The following is an 11,511-nucleotide window of genomic DNA, read 5'->3' on the forward strand; positions in this document are numbered from 1 at the left end:
CAATATCTGAACCTATAGATTCATCCGTTGAACAACGGGTGACTAGAATTGATTAGAACAAAGATAAGAAAAAGTAGTAGAAAACCTCTTAAACTACGCAAAGAAGATTGGGACCTCCTTTCGAGGTACTTGCCTTTTTACCTTGCACTGGATTCCGGAGCGCGGGTTCCAGCCACACCGGCGCAACGTGAGTTTGTTGCCTGCTGCCGGAAGGTGAAAGCGCCGCAGACTGCCCATGAAAAGGCGTACATCCGCTACGTCGAATATCTGGAATCGGCTGATGATGCTGATTTCGTGGAGGAACCTGCAAGCGGGCGCCGCGGCGCGCGCGACAGTTTGAACGCAAGTTTGAACTACGGGCGTTCAATACTGCGTCGTATGCCCAACCGTGCCTCGGCCAGCGCTACCATGGAGGAACTGAAGTTCCTCTTGCTTGCTAGCGGCAAATGGGTGCCCACGGTTCTGGCGGATCGCGAGCTCGCTCAACGTTTGGCCAGTTGGTCGGCCGAGAGTTTCAATACGCTTAGCAACACCTATACCAGGGCGATGGATGCAGGCTTCGGCGTCATGCGGGAAGGCGGGGTCCCGCCAAGCTGGCACCGTCTGTTTGACGGAAACCATACGCTTCCGGGGTCAATGGAAGCGGTTCGAAACGCGGTGCCGGACGACTCTGTTTGGGAAGAAGCGAATAACTGGTTGGCCGCTTTTGCTTCGGACGCAAGTTCAGCACTCGGTATGCCAGTCGTCACCCTGTCAGCGGAAAACTATGCGTTTCTGAGTTCTTCATTAGAGAGACTCGGCCTATCGAGAACGTGGACACTCGATATGACGCACTACAACGCCGAAGAGATGCTAAGCGCTGCCATTCCGGGAATTGCCGTTCTGTTCTGCTGGAACAAGGCCGAGCAAGAACGGTTTGCGGAAATGGTTGGTGCTCTTGCGATAAGCGGAGCAGTTGCTGCCAATCCCCTGTTGCTGATGCTTGTTCTGGTTTCCGCAGCGCAAGCCTATCAGAAAAGCAGGGATGCTGGTGCATTGACGGATTCGATGCGTGGCGTTGCCAAAGGAGGCGTTCTGAGCGGAATCGTAATAGCTACAAGTGCAACCGTATCCGGACCCATCCTTGTCGGAACAATCGCAGGCATTGTGCTTGCATTGATGGCACGCTGTGCCGGAAGAAAGCTTACCGAAAATGGGTTCTTTTCGTATGTCGGTGTCCTCGCTGTGGATATTTTCCGGAAGCGAAGACCAAACGAGGCACCGATTTGAGAGCCTCTACTCCCCACCCAATCCCGGCCGGAAGATCCGGTTGGCACGATAGACCGCGACGAGGAGGAGGGCGGAGATGGGCCAGCCGAGGAGCGCGACGAAGAACATTTCTGCCGGAGCCGCGCCACGCAGACCGCTGCTGATCGCGATGACGAAGACCAGATACATGGCCGTCAGATAGAAAAGTGAAATGTTGCGCAGCATGTCCGACCCCCACCGTTGATGCCTGACGTCAGGCTAGCAAGGTCGCACGGACCGGTAAAGGAAGGCTTGCTCAGTTCTGCGTGAGCGAGGCGCAAACGAAAACAGGCCGCCCCGGGGGACGGCCTGCCGAAGATCGAAGCCGATCGGATCAGGCGTTGATCACGTCTTTCAGGGCTTTCGCGATGGTCACTTTCGCCACGCGGTCGGCCGGCTTTTTCATCTGCTCGCCGGTGGCGGGGTTGCGCACCATCCGCTCGGGGCGGGCGCGGCAGGCGAATTTCCCGAGACCGGGCAGCGTCACGGCACCGCCGGCAGCCACTTCCGTCGACACGATTTCGGCCAGAGCCTCCAGCGTGGCATTGGCGGATTTCTTGTCGGTCCCGGTCTTTTCGGCCAGTGCAGCTACAAGCTGGGTTTTGGTCATCGGTTTCTGGGTCATCTCTCTGCTCCCGTTCGGGTTTAGGTTTATGCGTGGAACCCTGCAGGTCCTCGGCTAAGACTAAAGCGGAACCGTTCACCAAAAACAATGTCAGAAATGCGCTCAAACCCAATTATTATTGGGTTTTCGAGCCATTTTTCATTGTGCAGCGCACCCAAAACAGGGTGCCGCCGCGTCATCCGGCCGGGATCAGAGAAAAGCGGTTTCGTCGAAGCTGCGCAGTTTGCGGCTGTGAAGCCGTTCGAGCGGCATGCCGCGCAGGCTTTCCATCGCGTGAATGCCGATCTGGAGGTGTTGCGCCACTTGCCGTTTGTAGAAGGCCGTGGCCATGCCTGGCAGCTTCAACTCGCCATGCAAAGGCTTGTCGGACACGCAAAGAAGCGTGCCGTAGGGCACACGGAACCGGTAACCGTTCGCGGCGATGGTGGCGCTCTCCATGTCGAGCGCAATGGCGCGCGACTGCGACAGCCGTTGAACGGGGCCGGACTGGTCGCGCAATTCCCAGTTGCGGTTGTCGATGGTCGCGACAGTGCCGGTGCGCATGATCCGTTTCAACTCGTAGCCGCTCAGGCCGGTCACATCGGCCACCGCCGTTTCGAGCGCGATCTGCACCTCGGCCAGAGCCGGGATCGGCACCCATGTCGGCAGGTCGTCATCGAGCACATGATCCTCGCGCACATAGGCGTGGGCGAGCACATAGTCGCCAAGGCTCTGCGAATTGCGCAGGCCGGCACAATGGCCGACCATCAGCCAGGCATGGGGTCGCAGCACGGCAATATGGTCGGTGATCGTCTTGGCGTTCGACGGGCCGACACCGATATTCACCATGGTGATGCCCTGTCCGTCCGCCCGCTTGAGGTGGAAGGTCGGCATCTGCGGCAGCCGCGCGACCGGCGCTCCGTCGGTGCCCTCGCGCGTTGTCACGACATTGCCCGGTTCCACCAGTGCGGTATAGCCCGAGTCCGGATCCGCAAGCGCCTGATGCGCATAGGCGACGAACTCGTCCATGTAGAACTGGTAGTTGGTGAAGAGCACATGGTTCTGGAAATGGGCCGGGCTTGTCGCCGTGTAATGGGCGAGCCGTGCGAGCGAATAATCGACGCGCTGCGCGGTGAACGGCGCGAGCGGGCGGACGGGATCGCTCGCCGCGCGGTCGGTGCCGTTCACGATCCGGTCGTCGGTCGTGTCGAGGTCGGGCACGTCGAACACATCGCGCATCGGCCGGTCGAGCCGGTCCTCGATCGATCCTTCGACATGGGCGCCTTCCTCCATCGCAAAATGGAGCGGGATCGGCGTGTCGGACATGCCGATCTCGAACGGCACCTGATGATTGTCGATCAGGAGCTGGATCTGTTGTTCGAGATAGTTCGAGAAGAGATCGGGCCGCGTAACGGTCGCGCCATAGGTGCCGGGTTCGGAGACATGGCCGAAGCTCAGCCGGCTGTCGATCTTGGAATAGGATGTCGTCGTCATCCGCAGCTCGGGATAATAGGCACGGTAGCGCCCCTCCGGCGCCGCGCCGTCCATCACGGCCTGAAAGCGGTTGCGCAGGAAATCGGTCGCGTCCGCATAGCGCAATTTCAACGCTTCCACGGCCTCGCGGCCCGTCTGGGCCGTCACATTCGGGCGCGCCTTGGCCACGATGAGCGGAAGTTCGATTTGTCCAAGTGTTTTATGCAAATTCATACGGTTTGCGGTTCCAAAAGTTCGATTCTTTCAAATTTCCTGACGTCCACAAGCCCCAGATCGGAGATCCGAAGCTCCGGAATCACCACCAGTGCGAGCAGGGAATGCTGCATATAGGCATTGTTGAGGTCGCAGCCCGCGGCGCGCATCTCGTCGCCGAGCCGGTCGGCCGCCGCAGCGACCTCGGCGGCGGGCGCATCCGACATCAGCCCGGCGATCGGCAGGGCAACGCTGGCGCGGACCTCTCCGTTCCGCACAAGGCAGACACCGCCGCCGATTTTCCGCAGGTGGTTTGCAGCCGCCGCCATGTCCGCGTGATCGGTGCCGACGACGATCATATGGTGGCTGTCATGGGCAACGGTGGAGGCAAGCGCGCAGTCCAAGTTGTAGCCGAAACCCGACACGAACCCGTTGACCACGCCGCCTGTCGCCCGGTGGCGTTCTACGAGCGCGATCTGGCAGATGTCGCGGTCCCGGTCCATCTGAACCTGACCGCCGGACACGGAGAGCGTTTCGACAAGCGCCCGTGTCGGTGCCTGGTTTTCCACCACACCGATCACGTTGGCGCGAACCTCGTCCCCTTTTCCGGCGATGGTGAAATCCGATGCTGTCAGGTCGCGGGCCATGTTCACCGTGGCGCGCGCGCTGTCCGGCCAGCGGAATGCGGGCATCGGCGCCTTCAGCGCGCCGTTTTCCGCGATCACCTGACCGCGGGCGATCACCGTTTCGACGGGCAGGGCGGTCAGATCTGAACTCAGGATCACATCGGCGCGACGGCCCGGCGTGATCGAGCCGAGTTCCCGCTCCAGCCCGAAATGGCAGGCCGTGTTCAGCGTGGCCATCTGGATGGCCACGAGCGGATCGAGCCCGCAGGCGATTGCATGACGCACAACGCGGTTCATATGCCCGTCATTGACCAGCGTGCCGGAATGGCAATCGTCGGTGCAGAGGATGAAGTTCCGCGGATCGAGGCCCTTTTCGGTGACCGCCGTGATCTGGCTTTCCACATCATACCATGCCGAGCCGAGCCGCAGCATCGCGCGCATGCCCTGTCGCACACGCATGATCGCGTCTTCCTCGCGCGTGCCTTCGTGATCGTCGGCCGGGCCGCCTGCGGCATAGGCGTGGAAGCCCGACAGATCGGGAGAGGCATAATGCCCGCCGACCGTCTTTCCGGCATCCTGTGTAGCGGCGATCTCTGCCAGCATCTTCGGGTCGCCCGCCATGACGCCGGGAAAGTTCATCATCTCGCCGAGGCCGATGATGTTCGGCCAGCCCATGGCTTCGGCCACATCTTCGGGGCTGATTTCATGGCCCGTCGTCTCCAGCCCCGGCGCGGATGGCGCACAGGACGGCATTTGCACGAAGACGTTGATCGGCTGTTCCAGTGCCTCGTCATGCATGTGACGCACGCCGTCGAGGCCGAGCACATTGGCCACTTCATGCGGATCGATGAACATGGATGTTGTGCCATGGGGCATGACCGCGCGGGAAAATTCGGTGACGGTGAGCATGCCGCTCTCGACATGCATATGCGCGTCGCACAGGCCCGGCAGCATGAAGCGCCCGCCCGCGTCGATCACCTGCGTCTCTGGCCCGATCATCGGTCCGGCATCCGGCCCGCAATAGGCAAACCGCCCGTCTGCGATGGCAATATCGGTATCGCGGACGACCTCACGCGAATGGACATTCACCCATGCACCATTGCGGATGACGAGGTCGGCAGGACTGCGCCCGGCGGCAACGGAGATGAGCCGCGCAGCGGATTGGGGCCAGGTTTTGAAGGAGTGTGTGTCAGACATGGCCAAGGATGTCACAAGGCCAAAGAGGGCTTCAAGCGAAATTTGAGTGACGCCGGAGGCGGCCCTCAGCCGCCAAAAGTCGCCGTCAGCATCCGCTCCAGCATCGCGGCATCCGCACCCGTGAAGGCCGCCGGCCGGTCGCTGTCGATATCGAGCACGCCCAGGAGCGCGCCAGTGTCGTCCCGGACCGGCAGTACGATTTCCGAGCGGGTGGAACTGGAACAGGCGATATGGCCGGGGAACGCGTCGACATCATCGACCAGTTGCACCTCTCCGGTGCGGGCCGCGGCGCCGCACACGCCCTTGTCGAACGGGATCACGAGGCAGCCATGTCCGCCCTGATAGGGACCGATCTTGAGCATGCCCGGCGCGGTCACGCGGTAGAAACCGACCCAGTCGAACCGGTCGTCGGACTGGAACAGCTCGCACGCAACCGTGGCCATCTTGGCGATGACATCCTCCTCGCCGGCCACAAGGGCGGCGATGCGTGTCTCAATCTCGGTCAGCGGCTGCGGTTCGGTCATGGCATGGCTCCTTCGCGGCCCCGCCTATCCGATTCTGCCGCATGGCGAAACGCCAAAAAAAAGCCCGGGCGCGAACGCCCGGGTTGAAGTTCGGGGGACGGGCCCCCGGGGGATATTGCTTGGATCAGCGGTGGCTGAAATCCGGGTAGGCTTCGATGCCAAGCTCGGTCATGTCGAGGCCGTTGATCTCGGCTTCCTCGTCGACACGGATGCCCGTGACCGCCTTGAGGATCGCCCAGACAACCAGCGAGACCACGAAGACGAAGGCGCCGATGGCCACGATGCCGGTGATCTGCGCCCCGAAGGAGGCGTCGCCATTGGTCAGCGGAACCGCGAGGGTGCCCCAGATACCGGCAATCAGGTGGACCGGGATCGCGCCGACAACATCGTCGATCTTGAACTTGTCGAGCATCGGGACCGCGAAGACCACGATCGCGCCGCCGATACCGCCGATGATCAGCGACATGAAGAGCGACGGGGCCAGCGGTTCGGCGGTGATCGATACCAAACCGGCCAGCGCGCCGTTCAGGATCATGGTCAGGTCCGGTTTCTTGTAGAGGACCTGGGTCAGGATCAGCGCGACCACGGCACCGGCCGCTGCGGCCATGTTGGTGTTGGCGAAGATGCGGGACACGTCGGTCACGTCACCGATGGTGCCCATGGCCAGCTGCGAACCGCCGTTGAAGCCGAACCAGCCGAGCCACAGGATGAACGTCCCGAGCGTTGCGAGCGGCATGTTGGAACCCGGCATCGGCACGGTGCGGCCATCCTTGTACTTGCCGATACGCGGCCCGAGGATGATGGCACCGGCCAGGGCGGCGAAACCGCCTGCGGCATGAACCAGCGTGGAACCGGCGAAGTCGGAGAAGCCCAGTTCGCTCAGCCAGCCGCCACCCCACTGCCAGGAGGCTTCGATCGGGTAGATCAGGCCGGTCAGCAGGACGGTGAAGATCAGGAACGGCCACAGCTTGATGCGCTCGGCCAGCGTGCCCGAGACGATCGAGGCGGTGGTCGCACAGAACATCAGCTGGAAGAAGAAGTCGGACCCGACGGATGCATAGTCGAGCGCGGCTTCCTCGGCGGCAAGGCCGACCGGCTCCAGCGAGGTGGTGGCAAAGGTGCCGAACCAGCCGGAGATGATCCAGCCGTCGCCCGGATACATCAGGTTGAAGCCGACCAGCCAGTACATGATGGCCGCGATCGAGAAGAGCGCGATGTTCTTGGTCAGCTGCATGGTGACGTTCTTGGACCGCACGAGGCCCGCTTCGAGCATTGCGAAGCCGGCCGCCATCCAGAACACGAGGAACCCGCCGATCAGGAAGAGCAGCGTGGTGAAGATATAGGGGTTGATGTCGGGCGCGGCAGCGTCCTGCGCCAGAGCCGGGACGGCCGCGAGCGTCGCAGCGCCTGCAAGTCCGGCAAATTTCAGGGTTTTGGACATTTGGTCATGTATCCTTTCTGTCTCGGGAGGGCGCTCAGAGCGCTTCGTCGCCCGTCTCGCCGGTGCGGACGCGGACGGCCTGCTCGACATCGAGCACGAAGACCTTGCCGTCGCCGATCTTGCCGGTCTTGGCGGTCTCGGAAAGCGTATCGACAACCTTGGCGGCATCGCCGTCGGAGACGACCATCTCGAGTTTGATCTTGGGGACGAAGTTCACGACATATTCTGCGCCGCGATAGATTTCGGTATGGCCGGACTGGCGGCCGTAGCCTTTAACTTCAGAGACCATCAGTCCCTGGACGCCGATGCCGGTCAGGGCCTCGCGGACCTCCTCCAGCTTGAACGGCTTGATGACAGCGATAACAAGTTTCATTCGGTTCGTTTCCCTCCTGGGCTCGCCTGTGCCGGGCTGACACGGGAGACCCCGCAACTGGCCGCAGCGATAGGAAGGGAATGGCGGGATTCCGCTGGCCAGAGAAGAATTTGATGCATTCCGAGGCGCATGAATCGCGGTTTGGTGTGCAATTTGTGCACATTTTTTTGACAATGGTTAAAAAATGGTCAGATCACTTGTCCTGCAGCGCAGCAAAAGCGGGGTGCACAAATCGGGCGCTTCCGCGTATGCTGGCGGCAAAACAAACAAGAGCAGGTATCCGGTCCGATGGCGAAGTCGGCGAAGCAGGCGTCCCCGCAGCGCAAGCCGGGGTTTATCGAGCGTTTCTTGAGATGGGTGTTCCGCACCCTGTTCCGCGTCACATGGTGGGTCGGGATCCGGGTCGCGATCGTGGGCGGGCTCGTGCTCGGCGGCGCGACCGCCTACTATTATTTCAAGCTCCCCCCGATGGAGACATTGCTCGACGGGCGCGCCGGCGGTTCGGTCACGATGCTCGACCATCGTGGCAAGGTATTTGCATGGCGGGGCCAGCAGTTTGACGGCTCGCTGCGCGCCGAAACCGTGTCGCCGGTGCTGCGCAATGCGGTGATCGCGACCGAGGACAAGCGCTTCTACCGCCATTTCGGCATCTCGCCGCGCGGCATTGCGGGCGCGATCCGGATCAACCTCTCGGAGGGGCGCGGCCCGCTCGAAGGGCATGGCGGGTCGACCATCACCCAGCAGGTCGCCAAGCTCCTGTGTCTGGGCGAGGACGGGACCGAGGCCGAGTGCCGGCGTCAGAGCCTTGCGCGGAAGATCAAGGAAGTGCCCTTCTCCATGGCGATGGAGCTGAAATACGATAAGAACGGCATTCTCTCGATCTATCTCAACCGGGCTTATCTCGGCGCGGGCGCACACGGGTTCGAGGCCGCCGCGCAGCGCTATTTCAACAAGTCCGCGCGCGACGTGACCGCGGCAGAGGCCGCCATGCTGGCCGGCCTTCTGACCGCGCCCACACGCTATGCACCGACGACCAATCTGGAACGGTCGCAGGCGCGGGCGGAAACGGTCGTGGGGCTGATGGAAACCCAGGGCTACCTGACCCGTGTGGAAGCCGATATCGCACGGGCCAACCCTGCAACCCTGTCGAGTGCCGCACGCGATCTGGCGGGCGAGGCCTTTGCCGACTGGGTGATGCAGGACGCGCCCGACTATCTGACCCGCAACACGACCGAGGATGTCGCCTTTCTGACAACCTTCGACGCGCGCATCCAGAAAGCGGCGGAATCGGCGCTGGAACATGTGTTCGCAACCAAGGTGCGCGAGGGGTCGAAGGCGCAGGCCGCGATTGTCGTCATGTCGCCTGACGGGGCGGTGCGGGCGATTGTCGGCGGGCGCGACATCGACGCCGGACCGGGCAGCTTCAACCGCGCGACGCAGGCGATGCGGCAGACCGGTTCCTCTTTCAAGCCGTTCGTCTATGCGGCGGCGCTGGAATCGGGGATGAACCCGCTCGACATCGTTGTGGACGAACCGATCACGATCAACGTGCCGGGCTCGGGTCCATACAGCCCGAAGAATTACACACGCGAGTTTCGCGGACCGATCACCCTGACCGAAGCGCTGGCGCAGTCGGTCAACACGGTTGCCGTGCGCGTGTCCGAGCAGGTCGGCCGCGGCCGGGTGCAGGCGGTGGCGCAGGATTTCGGCATCGACAGCCCGCTGGCCGCCGGTCCAGCGCTGGCGCTGGGCGCATCGGAATCGACCCTGATCGAGATGACAGGTGCCTATGCAGGGTTCCTCAATGGCGGACGTCGGACCTCGCCCTATGGCTGGCTCGACCTTCGGCTGCGCGGCGACGATCAGGTGCTGATGAGCGCCGACCGCGAACAGGGATACCGGGTGATCAACGAACGCGCGGCCGGGCATCTTGTCTATATGCTCAATCAAGTTGTGGAGACCGGCACCGGCGGGCGCGCGCGGCTGCCCGACGGGCGGCCGGCCGCCGGCAAGACGGGCACCACGCAGGGCGCGCGCGACGCCTGGTTCATCGGCTTCACCGGCGACTATGTGACCGGTGTCTGGATGGGCTATGACGACAATTCCAAGCTGACCGGCGTCACCGGCGGCGGCCTGCCGGCCGAGATCTGGCGCGAAACCATGGTGCGGGTCCACGAAGGGCTGCCGCCACGCCCGTTGCCGCTCATCGTGCCCGAGCCACCGCGTCAGGGGCTGGATGATCTCTTCACCGTCAATATCGACGGCGCCTCCATCGACGAGAAGGTGGAAAGCGTCGCCAAGACCATTTTCGAGGATGTTCTGAACGGGCTGCTGGGGCGCAACACCAACTAGGGCGTCACAAACGCAAAAGGGCGGACCTGCGGCCCGCCCTTTCGGTCACCTGTTCCCGTGATCAGCCCGCAGTGCGCAGGTCTGCGGTCAGCTTGTCGATATTGTTGCCACGCGCGGCGAGCATCTGCCCGATCTCCTCGCGCTCCGACGAGAGCAGCGAAATCCCTTCGATGATCAGGTTGTAGATCTTGATCGACCCGCTCCGGTTGGACACCTGGAACTCGACCGCGATCGGCGCGCGGCCTGGTACGCGGGCCTCGCCCTCCACCAGCACGCCCTTGTTGCCGGCATCGCGCACCCGCGTCACCGCGAAGCTGGACCCTTTGAAATCGGCGAACCGCTTGCCGTACTTGCGGGCCAGATAGGGTTGGTAGGCCGCCACATAGGCGCGTTTCTGGGCGTCGCTTGCCGACCGCCAAGCATTGCCGAGCGACGAGCGCGAAATGATCGCCATATCGGCATATTTCGACAGGATGCGCTGGAAGTCATTCACCGCCTGACCGGTCGACTTGCCGGAATTGACCACCGCGAGCACGTCGCGCATGGCCGCTTCCACATGTGCCTGACCCTGTGCCGTGCTCTGGGCCGCGGCGGGCATGGCCGCCAGCAGCAGACCGGCGCCCGCGACGAGACCCAGTGCCCCGCGGCGGGAAAAGCAAGTGCGGTCATTCGAGTAGGTCGGCATAGGGGTCCTCCAGATTCTCGATCGTTGTTTCACCTTCCGCCCGGGCCCGCAGAAACTGCAGATAGGCGGTGCGGGCAGCGATATAGCTGTCCTCGCTATCATAGAACACGCTGTCGATCGTGGAGCCGAAGGTCTGGCGGTCCTCGACCAGCGTCAGTCCGGTGCCCACGATAATATAGTTCGACACGGTTGTCGGCACGATGCTCGTATAGGGGTTCGAGAAGAAGTCCACGAACCGCCCCAAAGCCTCGCGCTCGGTGCTCGGGCCGAGGAAGGGCAGGACCACATAGGGGCCCTCGTTGACGCCGAAATCCTCCAGCGTCTCGCCAAATCCGGTGCGCCGTTCCTCGAATTGGAAATCGGTGGCCGGGTCGAGCAGCCCGCCGAGTCCAAGCACCGTGTTGAACGAGAACCGCGCGACCGTATGGCCCGCATCCTCGAACTCGCCCTGCAGCACGTGGTTCACCGCGATGGCGGGCTGTTCGAGATTGGTGATCACATTGCGCAGGAAGATGCGGAAAATCTCCGGCACATAGGTGACATAGCCCTTGGAAAAGGGGCGCACGACATTCCTGTCGAGGCTCACGTTCGCATTGTGCGTGGCTCGGTTCTGCTCTTCAAATGGATCGAAGACGGTCGATGTGGGGTCCGGGTTCGCGGCACAGCCAGCCAATCCCAGAACCGCACAAGCGGCCAGACTTCTGCTTTTCCACCCCATCCGTCAGCTGCCCCTCGT

General features: G+C 62.6%; 11 protein-coding genes. 2 read left to right on the forward strand and 9 right to left on the reverse strand.

The genetic code is table 11. The features are described from left to right. Positions 1 to 48 precede the first annotated feature (48 nt). The gene (maoP, locus tag GSH16_RS05360; protein WP_268893926.1) at positions 49 to 1,269 is read left to right on the forward strand and encodes a DUF413 domain-containing protein; all 1,221 of its coding nucleotides are present in this window, start codon (positions 49 to 51) and stop codon (positions 1,267 to 1,269) included. A 6-nt stretch (positions 1,270 to 1,275) separates the two neighbouring features. Here the strand turns inward: maoP and GSH16_RS05365 are convergent, their stop codons facing one another. The 7 genes from GSH16_RS05365 to GSH16_RS05395 form a co-directional block, all read right to left on the reverse strand. Then, on the reverse strand, positions 1,276 to 1,473 hold the full coding sequence (locus tag GSH16_RS05365; RefSeq protein WP_160852632.1) for a hypothetical protein: 198 nt from the start codon (positions 1,471 to 1,473) through the stop codon (positions 1,276 to 1,278). 148 nt (positions 1,474 to 1,621) lie between these two features. Beyond that, positions 1,622 to 1,912: an HU family DNA-binding protein gene (locus GSH16_RS05370; RefSeq protein WP_160852634.1), complete on the reverse strand. Its 291-nt coding sequence runs from the start codon at positions 1,910 to 1,912 to the stop codon at positions 1,622 to 1,624. Positions 1,913 to 2,101: 189 nt separating this feature from the next. Then, positions 2,102 to 3,598 carry an AMP nucleosidase gene (locus GSH16_RS05375; RefSeq protein WP_160852636.1) on the reverse strand — a complete coding sequence of 499 codons (1,497 nt, stop codon included), beginning with the start codon at positions 3,596 to 3,598 and terminating at the stop codon, positions 2,102 to 2,104. After that, on the reverse strand, positions 3,595 to 5,400 hold the full coding sequence (gene ade / locus GSH16_RS05380) for an adenine deaminase (RefSeq protein ID WP_160852638.1): 1,806 nt from the start codon (positions 5,398 to 5,400) through the stop codon (positions 3,595 to 3,597). Before ade ends, GSH16_RS05375 begins: the two co-directional genes overlap by 4 nt. 65 nt (positions 5,401 to 5,465) lie before the next feature. Continuing rightward, complete coding sequence (locus GSH16_RS05385; protein ID WP_160852640.1) at positions 5,466 to 5,924, reverse strand: GAF domain-containing protein; 459 nt, start codon at positions 5,922 to 5,924, stop codon at positions 5,466 to 5,468. A 124-nt stretch (positions 5,925 to 6,048) separates the two neighbouring features. Further along, a complete protein-coding gene (locus GSH16_RS05390; protein WP_160852642.1) occupies positions 6,049 to 7,365 on the reverse strand; it encodes an ammonium transporter in 1,317 nt (438 codons plus the stop codon). 34 nt (positions 7,366 to 7,399) lie between these two features. Further along, positions 7,400 to 7,738 carry a P-II family nitrogen regulator gene (locus GSH16_RS05395; protein ID WP_160852644.1) on the reverse strand — a complete coding sequence of 113 codons (339 nt, stop codon included), beginning with the start codon at positions 7,736 to 7,738 and terminating at the stop codon, positions 7,400 to 7,402. 288 nt (positions 7,739 to 8,026) lie between these two features. Between GSH16_RS05395 and GSH16_RS05400 the strand changes: the two genes are divergently transcribed. After that, positions 8,027 to 10,090, forward strand: a complete 2,064-nt coding sequence (locus tag GSH16_RS05400) for a transglycosylase domain-containing protein (RefSeq protein WP_160852646.1) — start codon at positions 8,027 to 8,029, stop codon at positions 10,088 to 10,090. A 61-nt stretch (positions 10,091 to 10,151) separates the two neighbouring features. On the opposite strand, the gene GSH16_RS05405 is transcribed toward GSH16_RS05400, so the two are convergent. Beyond that, positions 10,152 to 10,775 (reverse strand): MlaC/ttg2D family ABC transporter substrate-binding protein, encoded by a 624-nt coding sequence (locus GSH16_RS05405; RefSeq protein WP_160852648.1) that lies wholly within the window; start codon positions 10,773 to 10,775, stop codon positions 10,152 to 10,154. Beyond that, positions 10,756 to 11,493, reverse strand: coding sequence for an MlaA family lipoprotein (locus tag GSH16_RS05410; protein ID WP_160852650.1), 738 nt, complete (start codon positions 11,491 to 11,493; stop codon positions 10,756 to 10,758). The genes GSH16_RS05405 and GSH16_RS05410 overlap by 20 nt, the downstream gene beginning before the upstream one ends. Positions 11,494 to 11,511: the final 18 nt, after the last annotated feature.

The organism is Oceanomicrobium pacificus, assembly GCF_009833495.1.
GTDB lineage: Bacteria > Pseudomonadota > Alphaproteobacteria > Rhodobacterales > Rhodobacteraceae > Oceanomicrobium > Oceanomicrobium pacificus.